The following is a 21130-nucleotide window of genomic DNA, read 5'->3' as shown; positions in this document are numbered from 1 at the left end:
TCAGTTCTCCTTGAACGGGAAGCCCAGGAGCTTGAGCAGCGCCCGGCCCTCGTCGTCGGTCGTGGCGGTCGTGACCACCGTGATGTCCATGCCCCGCTGGCGATCGATCTTGTCCTGATCGATCTCGTGGAACACCGACTGCTCGGTCAGGCCGAACGTGTAGTTGCCGTGCCCGTCGAGCTTGCGCCCGTCCAGGCCGCGGAAGTCACGGATACGCGGCAGCGCGATCGAGAGCAGCCGGTCCAGGAACTCCCACATCCGGTCGCCGCGCAGGGTGACCTTCGCGCCGATCGGCATGCCCTCGCGGAGCTTGAACTGCGCGATGGACTTCGTGGCCCGCCGAACCTGCGGCTTCTGGCCGGTGATGGTGGCCAGGTCGCGGACGGCCCCGTCGATCAGCTTGGCGTCGCGAGCGGCCTCGCCGACGCCCATGTTGACGACGATCTTGACCAGCCGCGGCACCTGCATCGCGTTGGCGAACTCGAACTGCTTCTGCAGCTCGCCCACGATCTCGTTGCGGTACCGCTCCTTGAGGCGCGGCAGGGTCTTGGTTTCGGTAGCCGTGGTCATCAGAGGTCCTTACCGGTGCTACGCGCGATGCGGACCTTCTGGCCATTGTCGTCGATCCGGTAGCCGACGCGGGTCGGCTTGCCTTCGGAGTCCACGACCATCACGTTCGACACGTGGATCGGGGCCTCCTGGGTGACGATGCCACCGGTCTTGGCGCCACGCTGGGTGGTGCTGATGCGGGTGTGCTTCTTGACCCGGTTCACGCCCTCGACCAGGACCTTGTCCTGCCGCGGGTAGGCCGCGATGACCTTACCCTTGGCACCCTTGTCCTTGCCGGCGATGACGACGACCGTGTCGCCCTTCTTGACCTTCACGGTCACAACACCTCCGGCGCGAGAGAGATGATCTTCATGAACCGCTTGTCCCGCAGCTCCCGGCCCACCGGGCCGAAGATACGGGTACCGCGCGGGTCCCCACCGTCCTTGATGATGACGGCGGCGTTCTCGTCGAAGCGGATGTACGACCCGTCCGGCCGCCGCCGCTCCTTGGCGGTCCGAACGACGACAGCCTTGACGACATCGCCCTTCTTCACACCGGCACCGGGGATCGCATCCTTGACCGTGGCCACGATGACGTCGCCGATGCTCGCGTAGCGCCGACCGGAGCCGCCGAGCACACGGATGCACAGGATCTCCCGGGCACCCGTGTTGTCGGCGACGCGCAGTCGCGACTCCTGCTGAATCACGTCTATCTCCTATGTCTGCCGGTTCTCCGGCCGCGCGAGGGCGGCCGGAGCCTGGCGGAACCTGCGCCCGACCGAGACCGGCCGAGCTCGAGCCTTCGCTACTTGGCCTTCTCGAGGATCTCCACGAGCCGCCACCGCTTGGTGGCGGAAAGCGGCCGGGTCTCCATGATCAGGACTCGGTCACCGATGCCGGCCGAGTTCTGCTCGTCGTGGACCTTCAGCTTGCGCGTACGGCGCATGATCTTGCCGTAGAGCGCGTGCTTGACCCGGTCCTCGACCTCGACCACAACGGTCTTGTCCATCTTGTCGCTGACCACGAGGCCCTCGCGAACCTTGCGGCGGGACCGCGCGGGGGCGGCGGTGGTGTTCTCACTCATGATGCAGTCACCTCAGTCGGCGCGGCCGAGAGACCCAGCTCACGCTCACGCATGATCGTGTAGATCCGGGCGATCTCCCGACGGATGATCTGCAGCCGCCGGTTGTTGTCCAGCTGCCCGGTTGCGGCCTGCACGCGGAGGTTGAACAGCTCCGCCTTCGCCTCGCGCAGCTTCGTGACCAGCTCCTCCTCGGAGAGCTCACGCAGCTCGGAGGCCTTGACGCCCGCTGCCATCAGGATTCACCCACTTCGCGCGTAACAATGCGGCACTTCATCGGGAGCTTGTGGATCGCGCGACGCATCGCCTCTCGCGCGATCTGCTCGTTGGGGAAGGACATCTCGAAGAGGACCCGACCCGGCTTGACGTTCGCGACCCACCACTCGGGCGAACCCTTGCCGGAACCCATCCGGGTCTCGGCCGGCTTCTTGGTGAGTGCCTGGTCCGGGAAGATCGTGATCCAGACCTTGCCACCACGCTTGATGTGACGGGTCATGGCGATACGTGCCGACTCGATCTGACGGTTCGTCACGTACGCCGGCTCGAGAGCCTGGATCCCGAACTCGCCGAAGACCACCCGGTTACCACCCTTGGACGCGCCGCTGCGGTCCGGGTGGTGCGGCTTGCGGAAGCCCTTCGGGGGCTTGCGCGGCATCAGCATCTGTCAGCCCTCCTGCTGCGTTTCTGCCGGAGCGGAACCGGCGACAGCCGCGCTGTCGGCCGGCTGGGCGCTCGGCGCCTCGGCCTGCTGCGCGGCGGCAGCTCGGCCCGCCTCGGTGCCACCGGCGGTGGTGCCGGACGAACCCGACCGGCCACGGCGGGGCCGCTCGGGGCGGTCGCCGCGGTCCCGACGGGGACGGGACGGACCGGCCTCGGCCGGAGCCTCCCGGCCCGGGACGGCGTCGCCCTTGTAGATCCAGACCTTCACGCCGATCCGGCCGAAGGTGGTACGGGCCTCGAAGAAGCCGTACTCGATGTTGGCCCGCAGCGTGTGCAGCGGAACCCGGCCCTCGCGGTAGAACTCGGTCCGGCTCATCTCGGCACCGCCGAGGCGACCCGAGACCTGAACCCGGATGCCCTTGCAGGCCGGGTTCTTCATCGCGGACTGCATCGCCTTGCGCATGGCCCGGCGGAAGCTGACCCGGCTGGAGAGCTGCTCGGCAACGCCCTGGGCAACCAGCTGCGCGTCCGACTCGGGGTTCTTGACCTCGATGATGTTCAGCTGCACCTGCTTGCCGGTGAGCTTCTCCAGCTTGCCGCGGATCTTGTCGGCCTCCGCACCCTTACGGCCGATGACGATGCCCGGCCGGGCGGTGTGGATGTCGACACGGACCCGGTCACGGGTGCGCTCGATGTCGACCTTGGAGATCCCGGCACGCTCGAGGCCCTGGGACATCATCCGGCGGATCTTGACATCCTCGCCGATGTAGTCCTTGTAGAGCTTGTCCGCGAACCAGCGGGACTTCCAGTCGGTCGAGATGCCGAGCCGGAACCCGGTCGGGTGAACCTTCTGACCCATTACTCGGCACCCTCCGTCGTGCTCTGCCCCTCGGCGTCCGCCGGCTTGGTCCCAGCGGCCTTCTTCGCCGACTTCTTCGGCGCGGCCGGCGCGACCGCCTCGACCGCCACAGTGATGTGGCAGGTCCGCTTGCGGATCCGGAAAGCCCGGCCCTGCGCCCGCGGCCGGAACCGCTTCATCGTCGGGCCCTCGTCGACGAACGCCTCGCTGACGAGCAGCGCGTCGGGGTCCAGCCGCTCGTTGTTCTCCGCGTTGGCGATCGCGCTCGCGAGCACCTTGTACACCTGCTCGCTCGCAGCCTGCGGCGCGAACTGCAGCACCGTGAGCGCCTCCTTCGCGGGCAGGCCGCGGACGAGGTTGACCACCCGGCGCGCCTTCATCGGCGAGATGCGCACGTGCCGCGCAACCGCCCGCGCGCCCGGAAGCACCGGAGCGTCGCCCTTTCCTGGCATCGCTGTAACCCCTTGTTCCTCTATCCGTATGCCCGCGGCGTCAGCGCCGGCGGCTCTTCCGGTCGTCCTTCTCGTGACCCTTGAACGTGCGGGTCAGCGCGAACTCGCCGAGCTTGTGCCCGACCATGGCCTCGGTCACGAACACCGGGACGTGCTTGCGTCCGTCGTGCACGGCGATCGTGTGACCCAGCATCTCCGGGATGATCGTCGAGCGCCGCGACCAGGTCTTGATGACGTTCTTCGAGCCCTTGTCGTTCTGCGTCTCCACCTTCTTGAGCAGGTGGTCGTCGACGAACGGGCCCTTCTTAAGGCTGCGAGGCATGTCTTATCTCCCTCAGCCGCGCTTACGCGTGGCGTAGCGGCGGCGGACGATCATCCGGTCGCTCGGCTGGCCCTTACGACGGGTGCGGCCCTCGGGCTTACCCTGTGGGTTGACCGGGTGGCGACCACCGGAGGTCTTACCCTCACCACCGCCGTGCGGGTGGTCCACGGGGTTCATCGCGACACCACGGACGGTCGGGCGCTTGCCCTTCCACCGCATCCGGCCGGCCTTACCCCAGTTGATGTTCGACTGGTCGGCGTTGCCGATCTCGCCGATGCTGGCGCGGCAGCGCACGTCCACCCGCCGGATCTCGCCGGACGGCATACGCAGGGTCGCGTACGCGCCCTCGCGGCCGAGCAGCTGGATGCCGACGCCGGCCGAGCGGGCCAGCTTGGCCCCGCCACCCGGACGCAGCTCCACGTTGTGGATCGTGGTGCCGACCGGGATGTTGCGCAGCGGCAGGTTGTTACCCGGCTTGATGTCGGCGCCCGGACCGGACTCGACGCGGTCGCCCTGCTTCATGTCCTTCGGCGCGAGGATGTAGCGCTTCTCGCCGTCGGCGTAGTGCAGCAGCGCGATGCGCGCGGTGCGGTTCGGGTCGTACTCGATGTGGGCGACCTTCGCCGGCACGCCGTCCTTGTCGACCCGCTTGAAGTCGATCAGACGGTACTGGCGCTTGTGCCCGCCACCGTGGTGCCGCGCGGTGATCCGGCCGTGGGCGTTGCGTCCGCCCTTCTTCGGCAGCGGAGCCAGCAGCGACTTCTCGGGCGTCGACCGGGTGATCTCGGCGAAGTCGGCAACGCTCGAGCCACGCCGGCCCGGCGTCGTCGGCTTGTACTTACGGATAGCCATTGTCTACACCCCTCAGCTGACCGGGCCGCCGAAGGCCTCGATACGGTCACCGTCAGCCAGCTTCACCATCGCGCGCTTGGTGTCCTTGCGCTTGCCGAACCCGCTACGGGTCCGCTTGCGCTTGCCCTCGCGGTTGAGCGTGTTGACCGTCAGGACGCGGACGTTGAAGATCTGCTGGATAGCGATCTTGATCTCGGTCTTGTTCGCGTCCGGGTGCACCATGAAGGTGTACCAGTTGCGGTTCAGCTCGCTGTAGCTCTTCTCCGAGACGACCGGCGCGACGATGACGTCACGCGGATCGGCGATCGTGCTCACTTGCCATCCTCCTCGGTGGTCTCGGCGGGCACGCCCAGGAACTCGTCCAGGGCCTCCTTGGTGAAGACCACGTCGTCGGCCACCAGCACGTCGTAGGTGTTGAGCTGGCCGGCCTCGATCAGGTGTACCCGGCTGTCCCGCGCGTTGCGCAGGTTCCGCAGCGACACCCAGTTCAGCTCGTCGGTGCTGCTCAGCACGACCAGGACCCGCCGGGCCGTGGTCAGCTTGGCCAACGTGGCCAGCGCCGCCTTGGTGGACGGCTTCTCGTCCGAGACGAACGCCTCGACGACGTGCACCTGGCCGGCGCGGGCCCGGTCGGAGAGGGCGCCACGCAGGGCGGCAGCCTTCATCTTCTTCGGGGTGCGCTGGCTGTAGTCGCGCGGCACCGGGCCGTGGACCACGCCACCGCCGGCGAACTGCGGCGCGCGGATCGAACCCTGGCGGGCGCGACCGGTGCCCTTCTGCTTGTACGGCTTCTTGCCTCCACCGGAGACCTCGCCGCGGGACTTCGTCTTGTGGGTGCCCTGGCGAGCCGCCGCGAGCTGGGCCACCACGACCTGGTGCATCAGCGCGATGTTCGCCTGTGCGTCGAAGATATCGGCCGGCAGCTCGACGGAGCCGCTCTTGGCGCCTTCGACGTTGATCACGTCAACGGTGGTCACTTGGCCGCACCGCCCTTCTTCACCTTCGCCTTGGCCGCCGTGCGGACCAGGACCAGCGCGCCCTTCGGGCCCGGAATGGCGCCGCGGACGAGCAGGAGGTTGTTCTCGGTGTCGACCGCCTGGACGGTCAGGTTCTGGACGGTGTAGCGCACGCCACCCATCCGGCCCGCCATCCGCGTGCCCTTGAAGACGCGACCCGGGGTCGCGCAGGCGCCGATCGAGCCGGGCGAGCGGTGCTTGCGCTCGACACCGTGGCTGGCGCGCAGACCGTGGAAGCCGTGTCGCTTCATCGGGCCTGCGTAGCCCTTGCCCTTGGTCTTTCCGGTCACGTCGATCACGACGCCGGCCGGGAACTCGTCGACCGTGACCTCCTGGCCGGGGGCGTAGTCCCCGGCGTCGGCGGTGCGCAGCTCGACGATGTGCCGGCGCGGTGCGACGTCCGCCTTGGCGTAGTGCCCGGCGATCGGCTTCTTGACCTTGCGCGGGTCGATGACCCCGTACGCCAGCTGGACCGCGGAGTAGCCGTCCTTGTCGGCGCTACGAACCTGGCTCACGACGCACGGGCCGGCCTGAACCACGGTCACGGGCACAACCTTGTTGTTGTCCCAGACCTGGGTCATGCCGAGCTTGGCGCCCAGGATCCCCTTGACTTGCCTGTCCATTTGTCCGGTCCCTACAGCTTGATCTCGATGTCGACGCCAGCCGGCAGGTCGAGGCGCATGAGCGAGTCGACCGTCTTCGGGGTCGGGTCGATGATGTCGATCAGACGCTTGTGCGTACGCATCTCGAAGTGCTCGCGCGAGTCCTTGTACTTGTGCGGCGAGCGGATGACGCAGAAACGGTTGATCTCCGTGGGCAGCGGCACCGGGCCAGCGACCTGCGCCCCGGTACGCGTCACCGTCTCGACGATCTTCCGAGCCGAGGAGTCGACGACCTCGTGGTCATAGGCCTTGAGCCGGATGCGGATCTTCTGTCCCGCCATGGTGGCTTCTGTTCCTTCTCTCGATGCCGCTGTGTTGCGGGCGCCTGCACCGGCTGGCACAGGCCCACTTCCGCCGACCCCCGCGGTCGGGCGTGTCGCGCCCGTGGGACGGGCTCCGCCCCGGGACTCCGGAGCGGCTCTCCGACCACGCGGTAGGTCATTGGCGCCGATCGCGGAGAACCGCGACCTGAACGCCGCGCGAGGGTGGTTGACCGCCGATGGCGACCAACCACCCCACGCGATACGGTCTGACTCCCGGAGGTCCAGCGTCAACCGGACGCGGGCGACCGACCGTCGTTACGCAACCTGACTAGTATGCCGCACGACCGGCGGCGACGCTAATCGGGGTTACCCAGCTCACTTGAGGATCTTGGTGACGCGACCCGCGCCGACCGTACGACCACCCTCGCGAATCGCGAACTTCAGGTTGTCCTCCATGGCGATGGGCTGGATCAGCTTCACCGTCATCGAGGTGTTGTCGCCCGGCATGACCATCTCGGTGCCCTCGGGCAGCGTGACGACGCCGGTGACGTCCGTGGTCCGGAAGTAGAACTGCGGGCGGTAGTTCTGGAAGAACGGGGTGTGGCGGCCGCCCTCCTCCTTGGAGAGGATGTAGACCGTCGCCTCGAACTCCGTGTGCGGGGTCGTGGTGCCCGGCTTGATGACCACCATGCCGCGCTCGACGTCCTCGCGCTTGGTGCCACGCAGCAGCAGGCCGACGTTCTCGCCTGCGCGGGCGTCGTCCAGGGTCTTCCGGAACATCTCGATCGCGGTGACCTTGGTCTTGAAGCCCTTCTCGCGGATGCCGACGACCTCGACGTCCTCGTTCGGGAGCAGCACGCCACGCTCGACACGACCGGTGACGACGGTGCCACGACCGGTGATCGTGAACACGTCCTCGACGGGCATGAGGAACGGCTTCTCGGTCTCGCGCTCGGGCTGCGGGATCGCGGTGTCGACCGCGCTCATCAGCTCGAGCAGCTTCTCGGTCCAGACCGGGTCGCCCTCGAGGGCCCTCAGCGCGGAGACCTGGACGACCGGCAGGTCGTCACCCGGGTACTCCTGCGAGGAGAGCAGCTCGCGCACCTCGAGCTCGACGAGCTCCAGGAGCTCCTCGTCGTCCACCATGTCGCTCTTGTTGAGCGCCACGACGATGTACGGCACACCGACCTGACGGGCCAGCAGCACGTGCTCGCGGGTCTGCGGCATCGGGCCGTCGGTCGCCGCCACCACCAGGATCGCGCCGTCCATCTGCGCGGCACCGGTGATCATGTTCTTGATGTAGTCGGCGTGCCCGGGGCAGTCGACGTGCGCGTAGTGACGCGCCTCGGTCTGGTACTCGACGTGCGCGATCGAGATCGTGATACCGCGGGCCTTCTCCTCCGGCGCCTTGTCGATCTCGTCGAACGGCGTGTAGGGGTTCAGGTCCGGGTACTGGTCGTGCAGGACCTTGGTGATGGCCGCCGTCAGCGTCGTCTTACCGTGGTCGATGTGACCAATGGTGCCGATGTTGACGTGCGGCTTAGTCCGCTCGAACTTAGCCTTCGCCACTGGTGTCCTCCTGTGGACTTTCTTGGTTCGTTCGCCCGGCGCGCCGTGCGGCGCTTAGGACTCTGTCGACAGCCTTTCCGGCCGGAAGGCCGGAGAGCTTTTGTGGGTTCTGCGGCGATGAAGCCTACAGGCCCGGTCTCACACAATCCGACCGAGGTGGCCGCGGGCGGGAGAAACCCTCCCGCGACCGCCCCGGCTCATCGGATCAGCCGAGGGTGAGCGTCACTCACCCGTCGCCTTGGCGATGATCTCCTTGGCCACCGAGTTCGGAACCTCGGCGTAGGAGTCGAACTGCATGCTGTAGCTAGCCCGGCCCTGGGTCTTCGACCGCAGGTCGCCGACGTAGCCGAACATCTCCGACAACGGCACCAGAGCCTTGACGACGCGAGCACCGCTGCGCTCCTCCATCGCCTGGATGATGCCACGCCGGGAGTTGAGGTCGCCGATGACGTCACCCATGTTCTCCTCCGGAGTGGTGACCTCAACAGCCATCATCGGCTCGAGGAGAGCGGGGTCGGCCTTGCGGGCCGCCTCCTTCATCGCCATCGAGCCGGCGATCTTGAACGCCATTTCCGACGAGTCGACCTCGTGGTACTGGCCGTCCACCAGGGTGAGCTTGACGCCCACCAGCGGGAAGCCGGCGAGGATGCCGTACTGCATCGCGTCCTGGGCGCCCGCGTCCACCGAGGGGATGAACTCCCGGGGGATGCGGCCACCGGTGACGCCGTTGGCGAACTCGTAGGTCGGCGCGTCGTTGCCCAGCGGCAGCGGCTCCACGCTGATGATCACGCGAGCGTACTGGCCGGAACCACCGGTCTGCTTCTTGTGCGTGTACTCGACCTTCTCCACCTTACGGCGGATGGTCTCGCGGTACGCCACCTGCGGCTTACCGATGTTCGCCTCGACGTTGAACTCGCGGCGCATCCGGTCGACCAGGATGTCCAGGTGCAGCTCGCCCATGCCGGAGATGACCGTCTGACCGGTCTGGTCGTCCAGCTTGACGCGGAAGGTCGGGTCCTCCTCGGCCAGCCGCTGGATGGCGGTGCTGAGCTTCTCCTGGTCGGCCTTGGTCTTCGGCTCGATGGCCACCTCGATGACCGGCTCCGGGAACGTCATCGACTCCAGGATGACCGGCTTCGCCGGGTCACACAGGGTGTCACCGGTGGTGGTCTGCTTCAGACCCTGCACCGCGATGATGTCGCCGGCCTGGGCGGAGCCGCGCTCTTCCCGCTTGTTGGCGTGCATCTGATAGATCTTGCCGATGCGCTCCTTGCGGTCCTTGGTGGAGTTGATCACCTGAGAACCGGACTCGAGCGTGCCGGAGTAGATCCGCACGTAGGTCAGCTTGCCGAGGTGCTTGTCCGTCTGGATCTTGAAGGCCAGGCCGGCGAACGGCTCGGAGACCGAGGGCTGGCGCTGCAGCGGCGTCTCGCCGTCGGTGGCCGTACCCTCGATCGCCGGGATGTCCAGCGGCGAGGGCAGGTACGCGACGACCGCGTCCAGCATCGGCTGAATGCCCTTGTTCTTGAAGGCGGTGCCGGTGAGGACCGGGTTGGCCTTGCCGCCGATGGTGGCCCGGCGGATGGCGGCCTTGATCTCCTCGGTGGAGATCTCCTCGCCCTCGAGGTACTTCTCCATCACCGTGTCGTCGACGTCGGCGAGGGTCTCCATCAGCTTCTCGCGCCACTCGGCGGCCGAGTCGGCGAGGTCGGCCGGGATGTCCTCGACCGCGTAGTCCTCACCCTTCTGGGTCTCGCCGCGCCAGGTGAGGGCCCGCATCTCGACCAGGTCGACCACGCCGATGAAGTCGGACTCGGCGCCGATCGGGAGCTGCAGGACCAGCGGGGTGGCGTTGAGCCGGTCGATCATCATCTGCACGCAGCGGAAGAAGTCGGCGCCGGTCCGGTCGAGCTTGTTGACGAAGCACATCCGGGGGACGTTGTACTTGTCCGCCTGCCGCCAGACGTTCTCCGTCTGGGGCTCCACGCCGGCCACGCCGTCGTAGACCGCGACCGCACCGTCCAGCACCCGCAGCGACCGCTCGACCTCGACCGTGAAGTCGACGTGGCCGGGCGTGTCGATGATCTGGATCGTGTGGCCCTTCCACTCGCACTTCGTGGCGGCGGAGGTGATGGTGATACCGCGCTCCTGCTCCTGCTCCATCCAGTCCATGACGGCGGCGCCCTCGTGGACCTCACCGATCTTGTACGTGATGCCGGTGTAGAACAGGATTCGCTCGGTGGTAGTGGTCTTACCGGCATCGATGTGCGCCATGATGCCGAGGTTGCGTACGTTGGCGAGCGCGTCTGCGGCGGCCACTTCAATCCCTACTTATCGTCGTCTCGACACAACTGGTGGCGGTTCCGGCGCCTGGTGGGCGCCGGAACCTCAGGTGTTACCAGCGGTAGTGCGCGAAGGCCTTGTTCGACTCGGCCATCTTGTGCGTGTCCTCACGCCGCTTGACCGCGGCGCCGAGGCCGTTGCTCGCGTCCAGCAGCTCGTTCGTCAGCCGCTCGACCATGGTCTTCTCGCGCCGGGCCCGGGAGTAGGTCACCAGCCAGCGCAGACCGAGCGTGGTCGCACGGGACGGACGGACCTCGACCGGAACCTGGTAGGTGGCGCCACCTACACGGCGGCTGCGCACCTCGAGGGTCGGCTTGACGTTGTCCATCGCGCGCTTGAGGGTGACGACGGGGTCGGTGCCGGACTTCTCGCGGCAGCCCTCCAGGGCGGCGTACACGATGCGCTCGGCGAGCTGGCGCTTGCCGCGCAGAAGGATCTTGTTCACCAGCTGGGTGACCATCGGCGAGTTGTACACCGGGTCGGCGACCAGCGGCTTCCGCGGAGCGGGTCCCTTACGCGGCATGTCAGCTCTTCTCCTTCTTCGCGCCGTAACGGCTGCGAGCCTGCTTGCGGTTGCGGACACCCTGGGTGTCCAGCGAACCGCGCACGATCTTGTACCGCACGCCGGGGAGGTCCTTCACACGGCCGCCGCGCACGAGCACGATCGAGTGCTCCTGAAGGTTGTGGCCGACGCCCGGGATGTAGGCGGTCACCTCGATCTGGCTGCTGAGCTTGACGCGAGCGACCTTGCGCAGCGCCGAGTTCGGCTTCTTCGGGGTAGTGGTGTACACGCGGGTGCACACGCCGCGCCGCTGGGGAGACCCCTTGAGCGCCGGGGTCTTGGTCTTGGTCGTCTTGGCCTGACGGCCCTTTCGGACCAACTGCTGAATGGTGGGCACCGGGTTTCTCCGCTCCCTTCGGCCGCTGCGAGGCGACCGCGCCGTCTGCTCTAGCCGACCGGATGGGCGGCTCTCCTACATTCCAACCGGGGCCACCTGACGGGGTCCCAGTACCCGCGGTCGGGCGTGTCGCCCGAGTCACGGTCCCGGTGCGGCCACTCGCGTGTCGTACCGGGTCTTTGGTCTTCGTGGTGCGACCGCGCGATCACCGGTGGGCCGGCTCCAGCGCACGCACGCATTGCCCGGGCGAGCCCGGGCACAAGGGGAAAGAGTACCTACCACAGCCGCAGCGGTCAAAACGGATGGGTCGGGGAGGACATCCACAGCCCCGCCGACCATTTCCGGGTCGCCGACGCGCCCGCGATGGGTACCTACAGTGACGAGTGTACCGGCTTATCCGCCGCTCGACCCGGCGGCCCCGGCACCCCCCACGCACCGGGCACCCGGACATACCGCCCAAAGCGGGTCAGCGACCCCGATCGGCACCTCGGTCACGTCACGTGATCTGCACCACCAGCGCGATCCCCAGCCCCACCAGACTCAGCAACAACCCGGCCGCCCCGCAACTGAGCCCGGCCACGGCCAGGCCACCACCGGCGAACCGGACCGCCGGCGGGGGCGCCGGCCGGCGGATCTGCCGGCGGGCGAGCAACCCGGCCACGATCCCCCCGACGCCGGCCAGGGCGCCGAGCACCGTGAAGGCGCCGGCCGCCCAGGCACCGCCGACGCTCGGCCCGGCCAGGCCGAAGCAGAAGACCAGCAGGGACACCAGGATCGCCGCGACCCCGGCGAGCAGCGACCCGATGGCCAGCCCCGACGTGACCGGCGGCACATCCAGGTGGACCACCCCGAACGGGGTGCCGGGCACGGCGTCGACCCGCTTCGGCGGGCGGGGCGCCTCGTCCCGTGGCGGCGGGACGACCGGCCCGCCCGCCGGCCGCCAACCGCCCGATGCGTGCCCCGGCGAACCCCAGCCGCCACCGTGGCCGGGCGGATTCCCCGGGTACGCCCCGAACGCCGGCCCGGCGGGATGCGGCCCCGCACCGGGGCGGGTCGGGTCGCCTCCCGGCGCAGCCGGTTCCGTCACGGGTCCTCCTGTGTCCACGGCTCACCCGCCATGCGGCGGACACCGGCCAGGCTACCGCCGCCGGTCACGGCCGGGTGGGCGGGCGCGGCGCCACTCCCCCACCAGGTCAGTCGAAGTTCGGCGCGAAATCGTGGCCGAACGAGGCGTCGGCGTGCCGCACCACCCCGATCACCACCGCACCGACCAGCGCGACGGCGGCCAGCGCCAACCCCGCCCGGGCCAGCCGCTCACCGCGACGCAGCCAGGCCGCGCCGGTCAGATAGCCCTTCGAGGCGTACGCCTCCCGGCGGGCCTGCCGCGCCAGGGCGAGCGCGATCGTCGCCGGCACCACCCCACCGACGAAGAGACCGGTCAACGCGGCGATCAGGCCGAGGGCGAAGACCGCACGGGCCTTTGTCGAACGGACCGGTTCCGGATCGTGCGGATGGCGGTGCGCCTGCGGCACGACGGGCACCTGCCCGGGCACGGTCGTCATGCCCTCCATCATGCCCCGATCCACTCCCTGTCCGACCACGACCCGGACACGACGAGGCCCCCGGCGCGACACGCCGGGGGCCTCGTCGGTCGGTACTACGTCAGCGGTACGACCCGAAGTCGAAGTCGTCCAGCGGAACCGCCTGGCCGCTGGCCGGCCCGAAGCCGTAGTCGGTCTCCGGGTAGCCGGTCATGGAGTAGACCTTGGCCTTCGCCTCCTCGGTCGGCTCGACCCGGACGTTGCGGTACTTGCTGATGCCGGTACCGGCCGGGATGAGCTTACCGATGATCACGTTCTCCTTGAGGCCGATCAGCGAGTCGCTGCGGGCGTGGATCGCCGCGTCCGTCAGCACCCGGGTGGTCTCCTGGAAGGAGGCCGCCGACAGCCAGGAATCCGTGGCCAGCGAGGCCTTGGTGATACCCATCAGCACCGGACGACCGGCGGCGGGCTCGCCACCCTCGCCGACGAGCCGGCGGTTCTCCGACTCGAACAGCGCCCGGTCGACGAGCACACCCGGCAGGAACTCGGTCGAGCCGGAGTCGATGACCGTCACCCGCTTGAGCATCTGGCGGATGATGATCTCGATGTGCTTGTCGTGGATGAGCACACCCTGCGAGCGGTAGACCTCCTGGACCTCCTGGGTCAGGTGGACCTGGACCGCGCGCGGGCCGAGGATGCGCAGCAGCTCGTGCGGATCGATGGTGCCCTCGGTGAGCTTCTCGCCGACCTCGACGTGGTCGCCGTCGTGCGCCCGGAGCCGGACCCGCTTCGAGATCTTGTCGTAGACGATCTCGTCGCTGCCGTCGTCCGGGATGACCACGATCTTGCGCGACCGCTCGCCGTCCTCGATCCGGATGCGACCCGGGGTGTCGGCGATCGGCGCCTTGCCCTTCGGCACCCGGGCCTCGAAGATCTCCTGGACACGGGGCAGACCCTGGGTGATGTCCTCACCCGCGACACCACCGGTGTGGAAGGTACGCATCGTCAGCTGCGTACCCGGCTCACCGATCGACTGTGCGGCGATGATGCCGACCGCCTCGCCGACGTCCACGGTCTTGCCGGTCGGCAGCGAACGGCCGTAGCACGCACCGCAGACGCCCAGCTTCGACTCGCAGGTGAGCACGCTGCGCACCCGCACCGTCTCCGTACCGGCGGCCACGATCGCGTCCACCAGGATGGAGTTGACGTCCTGCCCGCGGTGGGCCACCACGGTGCCGTCCGGCCCCTTGATGTCGTCGGCGAGCGTACGGGCGTGCACGCTGGTCTCGGCGTGCTCGTGCACCGCCAGGCTGCCGCCCTCGGCGGCCGGCTGGCCGGTCGCGTCGATGCGCTGGCCGATCTGCATCGGGATGGCCCGGTCCGTGCCGCAGTCCTCCTCGCGGATGATGACGTCCTGCGAGACGTCCACCAGACGCCGGGTCAGGTAACCCGAGTCGGCGGTACGCAGGGCGGTGTCCGCGAGGCCCTTGCGGGCGCCGTGCGTGGAGATGAAGTACTCCAGCACGGACAGACCCTCCCGGTACGACGCCTTGATGGGTCGCGGGATGATCTCGCCCTTGGGGTTGGCCACCAGACCACGGATCGCCGCGATCTGCCGGAGCTGCAGCAGGTTACCGCGGGCACCCGAGTGGATCATCTTCCACAGCGGGTTCTCCTGCGGCAGCGCGGTGTCCATCTCCTTGGCGACCTCGTTCGTCGCGTTGGTCCAGATGGAGATCAGCTCGGACCGGCGCTCCTCGGAGGTGATCAGACCGCGCTGGTACTGGCGGTCGATCTTGTCGGCTTCCTTCTCGTAGCGCTCCAGGATCTCCCGCTTGCGCGGCGGAGCGATGACGTCCTCCATGCCGATGGTGACGCCGGACCAGGTTGCCCAGTGGAAGCCGGCCTCCTTGAGGCCGTCCAGGGTGGCGGCCAGGGCCACCTTCGGGAAGCGCTCGGCGAGGTCGTTGACGATCGCGGAGAGCTGACCCTTACGGATCTCGTAGTTCACGAAGCGGTAGCCCGGGGGCAGCGTCTCGTTGAACAGGACCCGACCCAGCGTGGTCTCCACCGTCACCTGCGCGCCCTCGGTCCACCCCTCGGGGGCGGTCCACGGCTCGGCGCCGGCGCCGTTGTCGACCCCGACCACGTCGCGCAGCCGGATCCGCACCGGGGCCTGCAGGTGCAGCTCACCGTTGTCGTAGGCCATCCGGGCCTCGGCGTCCGAGCTGAACACCCGGCCCTCGCCCTTGCCACCAGCGGTGAGGTGGGTGAGGTGGTAGAGACCGATGACCATGTCCTGGGTGGGCATGGTGACCGGCTTGCCGTCGGCCGGCTTGAGGATGTTGTTCGACGACAGCATCAGGATCCGCGCCTCGGCCTGGGCCTCGGCGGACAGCGGCACGTGCACCGCCATCTGGTCACCGTCGAAGTCGGCGTTGAACGCGGTGCAGACCAGCGGGTGGATCTGGATGGCCTTGCCCTCGACCAGCTGCGGTTCGAAGGCCTGGATGCCCAGCCGGTGCAGGGTCGGCGCCCGGTTCAGCAGGACCGGGTGCTCCCCGATGACCTCTTCCAGCACGTCCCACACGACCGGCCGCTGCCGCTCGACCATCCGCTTGGCGGACTTGATGTTCTGCGCGTGGTTGAGGTCGACCAGCCGCTTCATCACGAACGGCTTGAACAGCTCCAGCGCCATCTGCTTGGGCAGGCCGCACTGGTGCAGCTTGAGCTTCGGGCCGACCACGATGACCGAACGGCCGGAGTAGTCGACGCGCTTGCCGAGCAGGTTCTGCCGGAACCGGCCCTGCTTGCCCTTGAGCATGTCGGACAGCGACTTCAGCGGCCGGTTACCCGGCCCGGTGACCGGGCGACCGCGGCGGCCGTTGTCGAACAGCGCGTCGACGGCCTCCTGGAGCATCCGCTTCTCGTTGTTGACGATGATCTCGGGCGCGCCGAGGTCGATCAGCCGCTTGAGGCGGTTGTTCCGGTTGATCACCCGCCGGTACAGGTCGTTCAGGTCGGAGGTCGCGAAGCGGCCGCCGTCGAGCTGCACCATCGGGCGCAGGTCCGGCGGGATGACTGGGACGCAGTCCAGCACCATGCCCAGCGGCGAGTTACGGGTGTTCTGGAACGCCGCGACGACCTTGAGCCGCTTGAGCGCGCGGATCTTCCGCTGACCCTTGCCGGACCGGATGGTCTCGCGCAGGTTCTCCGCCTCGGCCGCCAAGTCCATGTTCTGGACCAGGGCCTTGATGGCCTCGGCGCCCATGCTGCCGGTGAAGTACTCACCGAAGCGGTCGCGCAGCTCGCGGTAGAGCAGCTCGTCGGTGACCAGCTGCTTCGGCTCCAGCTTGCGGAAGGTGTCGAGGACCTCGTCGAGGCGGTCGATCTCGCGCTGGGCCCGGTCGCGGATCTGGCGCATCTCGCGCTCTCCGCCCTCCTTGACCTTGCGCCGGACGTCCGCCTTCGCGCCCTCTGCCTCCAGCTCGGCCAGGTCGGCCTCCAGCTTGGCGGCGCGCTTCTCGATCTCCGAGTCGCGGCTGTTCTCGGACTGCCGCTTCTCGGCCAGGATCTCGTTCTCGATGGTCGAGAGGTCACGGTGACGCGCCTCGGCGTCCACGCTCGTCACGACGTACGAGGCGAAGTAGATGATCTTTTCGAGGTCCTTCGGGGCGAGGTCCAGCAGGTAACCCAGCCGGCTCGGCACGCCCTTGAAGTACCAGATGTGGGTCACCGGAGCAGCCAGCTCGATGTGCCCCATCCGCTCCCGGCGAACCTTGGAGCGGGTCACCTCGACGCCGCAGCGCTCGCAGATGATGCCCTTGAAGCGGACCCGCTTGTACTTACCGCAGTAGCACTCCCAGTCCCGCTGCGGGCCGAAGATCTTCTCGCAGAAGAGCCCGTCCTTCTCCGGCTTGAGGGTGCGGTAGTTGATGGTTTCCGGCTTCTTGACCTCGCCGTGGGACCACTGACGGATGTCGTCGGCGGTGGCGAGACCGATGCGCAGCTCGTCGAAGAAGTTGACGTCGAGCACTATGTCCCCTATGTCGTCGTCTGTACTGCTAGCTAACGGGCGGGATCGGGGGCCGGCGAGCCGGCCCCCGAATCACTGCCTCAGACCTCTTCGACCGAGCTCGGCTCGCGCCGGGACAGGTCGATGCCCAGCTCCTCTGCGGCCCGGAACACCTCGTCGTCGGTCTCGCGCATCTCCAGGGCCACGCCGTCGCTGGAGAGCACCTCGACGTTGAGGCACAGCGACTGCAGCTCCTTGAGCAGCACCTTGAACGACTCCGGGATGCCCGGCTCCGGGATGTTCTCGCCCTTGACGATCGCCTCGTAGACCTTGACCCGGCCCAGCACGTCGTCGGACTTGATGGTCAGCAGTTCCTGGAGGGCGTAGGCGGCGCCGTACGCCTGCATGGCCCAGCACTCCATCTCGCCGAAGCGCTGACCACCGAACTGCGCCTTACCACCCAGCGGCTGCTGCGTGATCATCGAGTACGGACCGGTCGAGCGGGCGTGGATCTTGTCGTCGACCAGGTGGTTGAGCTTCAGGATGTAGACGTAACCGACCGCGATCGGGTCGGGCAGCGGCTCGCCGGAGCGACCGTCGAACAGCTGCGCCTTGCCGGTGCGCCCGATCAACTGGTTGCCGTCCCGGTTGGGCAGGGTCGACTCCAGCAGACCGGAGATCTCCTCCTCGCGGGCACCGTCGAAGACCGGGGTGGCCACGTTGGTGTCCGGCTCGGACTCGTTCGCGCCGATCGAGCGGAGCTGGCGCTTCCACTCGGAGTCGTCGCCGTCCACGCTCCAGCCGGTCTTGGCCACCCACCCGAGGTGGGTCTCCAGAACCTGGCCGATGTTCATCCGGGACGGCACACCGAGCGGGTTCAGCACGATGTCGACCGGGGTCCCGTCCTCCAGGAACGGCATGTCCTCGATCGGCAGGATCTTGGAGATGACGCCCTTGTTGCCGTGGCGGCCCGCGAGCTTGTCACCGTCCTGAATCTTGCGCTTCTGGGCCACGTACACCCGGACCAGCTCGTTCACGCCCGGAGGCAGCTCGTCGCCGTCCTCGCGGGAGAAGGTACGCACACCGATGACCGTGCCGGTCTCGCCGTGCGGCACCTTCAGCGAGGTGTCCCGGACCTCGCGCGCCTTCTCACCGAAGATCGCGCGGAGCAGCCGCTCCTCGGGGGTCAGCTCGGTCTCGCCCTTCGGCGTGACCTTGCCGACCAGGATGTCGCCGGGGACGACCTCGGCGCCGATCCGGATGATGCCGCGCTCGTCGAGGTCGGCGAGCATCTCCTCGCTGACGTTCGGGATGTCGCGGGTGATCTCCTCCGGGCCGAGCTTGGTGTCCCGGGCGTCGACCTCGTGCTCCTCGATGTGGATCGAGGTGAGCACGTCCTGCTGCACGAGGCGCTGCGACAGGATGATCGCGTCCTCGTAGTTGTGGCCCTCCCAGCACATGAACGCCACCAGCAGGTTGCGTCCGAGTGCCATCTCGCCCTCGTCGGTGCACGGCCCGTCGGCGACGACCTGGCCGGCCTCGACGCGGTCGCCCTCGAAGACCACCGGCTTCTGGTTGACGCAGGAGCCGGCGTTGGAGCGGCGGAACTTGTGCAGCAGGTACGTCCGGCGGTGGCCGTCGTCCTGGTGGACCGTGATGTAGTCCGCGCACAGGTCCTCGACCACACCGCCGACCTCGGCGACGACCACGTCACCGGCGTCCACGGCCGCGCGGTACTCCATGCCGGTGCCGACGAGCGGGGCCTCGGCCTTGACCAGCGGCACCGCCTGACGCTGCATGTTCGCGCCCATGAGCGCGCGGTTGGCGTCGTCGTGCTCCAGGAACGGGATCATCGCGGTCGCGACCGAGGTCATCTGCCGCGGCGACACGTCCATGTAGTCCACGGCACCCGGCATGACGTCCTCGGTCTCGCCGCCCTTACGGCGGACCAGGACCCGATCCTCGGCGAACGTGCCGTCCGACTTCAGCGGGGCGTTGGCCTGCGCCTTGACGAACCGGTCCTCCTCGTCCGCGGTCAGGTAGTCGATCTGGTCGGTGACCCGACCGTCGATGACCTTCCGGTACGGCGTCTCGATGAAGCCGAACGGGTTGACCCGGGCGAACGTGGACAGCGCGCCGATCAGGCCGATGTTCGGGCCTTCCGGCGTCTCGATCGGGCACATCCGGCCGTAGTGGGACGGGTGCACGTCCCGGACCTCGAAGCCGGCCCGCTCGCGGGACAGACCACCCGGGCCGAGCGCGCTCAGCCGGCGCCGGTGGGTCAGACCCGCCAGCGGGTTGGTCTGGTCCATGAACTGGGACAGCTGCGACGTGCCGAAGAACTCCTTGATCGCCGCCACCACCGGGCGGATGTTGATCAGGGTCTGCGGCGTGATCGCCTCGACGTCCTGGGTGGTCATCCGCTCGCGGACGACCCGCTCCATCCGGGAGAGACCCACCCGGACCTGGTTCTGGATCAGCTCGCCCACGGTGCGCAGGCGACGGTTGCCGAAGTGGTCGATGTCGTCGGCCTCGTAGCCCTCCTCACCGGCGTGCAGCCGGCAGAGGTATTCCACGGTGGCGACGATGTCGTCCTCGGTGAGCGTCCCGGTGGTGATCGGGATGCCGATCTCGAGCTTCTTGTTGAACTTGTATCGCCCGACCTTGGCCAGGTCATACCGCTTCGGGTTGAAGAAGAGGTTGTCCAGCAGGGTCTGGGCGTTCTCGCGGGTCGGCGGCTCGCCGGGACGGAGCTTGCGGTAGATGTCCAGCAGCGCCTCGTCCTGCCCGGCGATGTGGTCCTTCTCGAGCGTGGTCATCATCAGTTCGGACCAGCCGAACTTCTCGCGGATCCGCTCCGCGGACCACCCGATGGCCTTGAGCAGGACGGTGACGGCCTGCCGGCGCTTGCGGTCGATGCGTACGCCGACCGTGTCGCGCTTGTCGATGTCGAACTCCAGCCAGGCACCCCGACTCGGGATGACCTTGACGCTGGAGAGGTCGCGGTCGGAGGTCTTGTCCGGCTGCTTGTCGAAGTAGACGCCCGGCGAGCGGACGAGCTGACTGACCACGACGCGCTCGGTGCCGTTGATGATGAAGGTGCCCTTGGGCGTCATCATCGGGAAGTCACCCATGAACACCGTCTGGCTCTTGATCTCACCGGTGGTGTTGTTGGTGAACTCCGCGGTCACGAACAGTGGCGCGCAGTAGGTCAGGTCCTTCTCCTTGCATTCCTCGATCGAGGCCTTGACCTCGTCGAAGCGCGGAGCCGAGAAGGAGAGCGACATGGTGCCGGAGAAGTCCTCAATGGGACTGATCTCTTCGAGGATCTCCGCGAGACCCGAGCGTGCGTGCGGGTCGTCCGCCGACCGGCCCTGCCAAGCCTCGTTGCCGACGAGCCAGTCGAAGGACTCGTTCTGGATGGCAAGTAGGTTGGGGACCTCGAGGTGTTCGGTGATCCGACCGAAAGAAACTCGGCGGGGTGCGAAAGCGCTCGACGTACGACTGGTCTTCGCAGGGCGGGAAGCTGCCAAGATGCGTCCTTCCGAGGACCGGTGCTGCAGAACGGCTGGTACGCGTGCACTCCAATGACCCCACCAGAAATATCCACAATCGGACATTTCCGAGCAGGGGTCAAGTCGGAAGGCAGCGCAAACTAGCAGTGTAGCCGAGAGGCTAACCGCTGTCCAGCCCGAACCGCAGGTCGTCGCGGAACAAGCCCTGGACCTCGGAAACCGGGTCGACCGGGGCCGCTCGGAACGCGACGCTCCTGCCGGTCCGCTCGGGTGCCACGGCGACGGTGCTGCCGTTGCCGCGGAGGCGGCGGTGCTGCCGTTGCCATTACCCGAGAGGTGGCCGTTGCAAGCGCGGAAAGTCTTGCTGATGCCAGCGTGCCTGGCGGGCCGGTGTCACGTCAAGGGCCGGTTACCGCACGGGGTGCCTTTCCCCCCGCCGGGCTACCGACAGACCTCGCTGACACACCGGTGGGAGAAACCTGTACGCCCTGCTCACACCACCGCGACCCGCGACACCACGAAGACGGCGGGCG

The 21130-nt window shown here is 68.1% G+C and carries 22 protein-coding genes; all 22 read right to left on the bottom strand.

Annotated elements, in window-relative coordinates:
• The 22 genes from rplE to ACLQ2X_RS08800 all read right to left on the bottom strand — a co-directional run bounded on the left by rplE (position 1) and on the right by ACLQ2X_RS08800 (position 20615).
• Positions 1-570 carry a 50S ribosomal protein L5 gene (rplE, locus tag ACLQ2X_RS08905; RefSeq protein ID WP_425680495.1) on the bottom strand — a complete coding sequence of 190 codons (570 nt, stop codon included), beginning with the start codon at positions 568-570 and terminating at the stop codon, positions 1-3.
• Positions 570-890, bottom strand: a complete 321-nt coding sequence (gene rplX / locus ACLQ2X_RS08900) for a 50S ribosomal protein L24 (RefSeq protein WP_425680494.1) — start codon at positions 888-890, stop codon at positions 570-572. Before rplX ends, rplE begins: the two co-directional genes overlap by 1 nt.
• Positions 887-1255 (bottom strand): 50S ribosomal protein L14, encoded by a 369-nt coding sequence (gene rplN / locus ACLQ2X_RS08895; RefSeq protein WP_007465279.1) that lies wholly within the window; start codon positions 1253-1255, stop codon positions 887-889. Before rplN ends, rplX begins: the two co-directional genes overlap by 4 nt.
• 98 nt (positions 1256-1353) lie before the next feature.
• Entirely contained in the window at positions 1354-1632 is a 279-nt protein-coding gene (gene rpsQ / locus ACLQ2X_RS08890; protein WP_425680493.1) for a 30S ribosomal protein S17, read from the bottom strand.
• Positions 1629-1865, bottom strand: coding sequence for a 50S ribosomal protein L29 (gene rpmC, locus ACLQ2X_RS08885; protein ID WP_425680492.1), 237 nt, complete (start codon positions 1863-1865; stop codon positions 1629-1631). Before rpmC ends, rpsQ begins: the two co-directional genes overlap by 4 nt.
• On the bottom strand, positions 1865-2290 hold the full coding sequence (rplP, locus tag ACLQ2X_RS08880; protein ID WP_007465292.1) for a 50S ribosomal protein L16: 426 nt from the start codon (positions 2288-2290) through the stop codon (positions 1865-1867). The genes rpmC and rplP overlap by 1 nt, the downstream gene beginning before the upstream one ends.
• Positions 2291-2293: 3 nt before the next feature.
• Positions 2294-3148: a 30S ribosomal protein S3 gene (gene rpsC, locus ACLQ2X_RS08875; RefSeq protein WP_425680491.1), complete on the bottom strand. Its 855-nt coding sequence runs from the start codon at positions 3146-3148 to the stop codon at positions 2294-2296.
• Positions 3148-3600, bottom strand: coding sequence for a 50S ribosomal protein L22 (rplV, locus tag ACLQ2X_RS08870; RefSeq protein ID WP_425680490.1), 453 nt, complete (start codon positions 3598-3600; stop codon positions 3148-3150). Before rplV ends, rpsC begins: the two co-directional genes overlap by 1 nt.
• Positions 3601-3640: 40 nt before the next feature.
• Positions 3641-3922 (bottom strand): 30S ribosomal protein S19, encoded by a 282-nt coding sequence (gene rpsS / locus ACLQ2X_RS08865; RefSeq protein WP_007073032.1) that lies wholly within the window; start codon positions 3920-3922, stop codon positions 3641-3643.
• Between the two features lie 12 nt (positions 3923-3934).
• A complete protein-coding gene (gene rplB / locus ACLQ2X_RS08860; RefSeq protein ID WP_425680489.1) occupies positions 3935-4774 on the bottom strand; it encodes a 50S ribosomal protein L2 in 840 nt (279 codons plus the stop codon).
• Positions 4775-4786: 12 nt separating this feature from the next.
• Positions 4787-5089: a 50S ribosomal protein L23 gene (gene rplW / locus ACLQ2X_RS08855; protein ID WP_425680488.1), complete on the bottom strand. Its 303-nt coding sequence runs from the start codon at positions 5087-5089 to the stop codon at positions 4787-4789.
• Positions 5086-5751: a 50S ribosomal protein L4 gene (gene rplD, locus ACLQ2X_RS08850; protein WP_425680487.1), complete on the bottom strand. Its 666-nt coding sequence runs from the start codon at positions 5749-5751 to the stop codon at positions 5086-5088. The genes rplW and rplD overlap by 4 nt, the downstream gene beginning before the upstream one ends.
• Positions 5748-6413 carry a 50S ribosomal protein L3 gene (gene rplC, locus ACLQ2X_RS08845; RefSeq protein ID WP_425680486.1) on the bottom strand — a complete coding sequence of 222 codons (666 nt, stop codon included), beginning with the start codon at positions 6411-6413 and terminating at the stop codon, positions 5748-5750. Before rplC ends, rplD begins: the two co-directional genes overlap by 4 nt.
• Positions 6414-6424: 11 nt before the next feature.
• Positions 6425-6733: a 30S ribosomal protein S10 gene (gene rpsJ / locus ACLQ2X_RS08840; protein WP_007073037.1), complete on the bottom strand. Its 309-nt coding sequence runs from the start codon at positions 6731-6733 to the stop codon at positions 6425-6427.
• 357 nt (positions 6734-7090) lie between these two features.
• Entirely contained in the window at positions 7091-8284 is a 1194-nt protein-coding gene (gene tuf, locus ACLQ2X_RS08835; RefSeq protein WP_425680485.1) for an elongation factor Tu, read from the bottom strand.
• Positions 8285-8506: 222 nt separating this feature from the next.
• Positions 8507-10603: an elongation factor G gene (gene fusA, locus ACLQ2X_RS08830; RefSeq protein WP_425680484.1), complete on the bottom strand. Its 2097-nt coding sequence runs from the start codon at positions 10601-10603 to the stop codon at positions 8507-8509.
• Positions 10604-10679: 76 nt separating this feature from the next.
• On the bottom strand, positions 10680-11150 hold the full coding sequence (gene rpsG / locus ACLQ2X_RS08825) for a 30S ribosomal protein S7 (RefSeq protein ID WP_425680483.1): 471 nt from the start codon (positions 11148-11150) through the stop codon (positions 10680-10682).
• A 1-nt stretch (position 11151) separates the two neighbouring features.
• Positions 11152-11526, bottom strand: coding sequence for a 30S ribosomal protein S12 (rpsL, locus tag ACLQ2X_RS08820; protein ID WP_007465318.1), 375 nt, complete (start codon positions 11524-11526; stop codon positions 11152-11154).
• 496 nt (positions 11527-12022) lie between these two features.
• On the bottom strand, positions 12023-12394 hold the full coding sequence (locus tag ACLQ2X_RS08815; RefSeq protein WP_425680738.1) for a hypothetical protein: 372 nt from the start codon (positions 12392-12394) through the stop codon (positions 12023-12025).
• A gap of 325 nt (positions 12395-12719) precedes the next feature.
• Positions 12720-13088 (bottom strand): hypothetical protein, encoded by a 369-nt coding sequence (locus ACLQ2X_RS08810; RefSeq protein ID WP_425680482.1) that lies wholly within the window; start codon positions 13086-13088, stop codon positions 12720-12722.
• Between the two features lie 100 nt (positions 13089-13188).
• On the bottom strand, positions 13189-17103 hold the full coding sequence (locus ACLQ2X_RS08805) for a DNA-directed RNA polymerase subunit beta' (RefSeq protein WP_425680481.1): 3915 nt from the start codon (positions 17101-17103) through the stop codon (positions 13189-13191).
• Between the two features lie 80 nt (positions 17104-17183).
• Positions 17184-20615, bottom strand: a complete 3432-nt coding sequence (locus ACLQ2X_RS08800; RefSeq protein WP_425680480.1) for a DNA-directed RNA polymerase subunit beta — start codon at positions 20613-20615, stop codon at positions 17184-17186.
• Positions 20616-21130 lie beyond the last annotated feature (515 nt).

The sequence above is a fragment of the Micromonospora sp. DT31 genome (genome assembly GCF_049841795.1).
Taxonomy (GTDB): Bacteria; Actinomycetota; Actinomycetes; order Mycobacteriales; family Micromonosporaceae; genus Micromonospora.
Note: the sequence above shows the minus strand (reverse complement) of the source record. Positions and strands in the feature narration are given on the sequence as shown.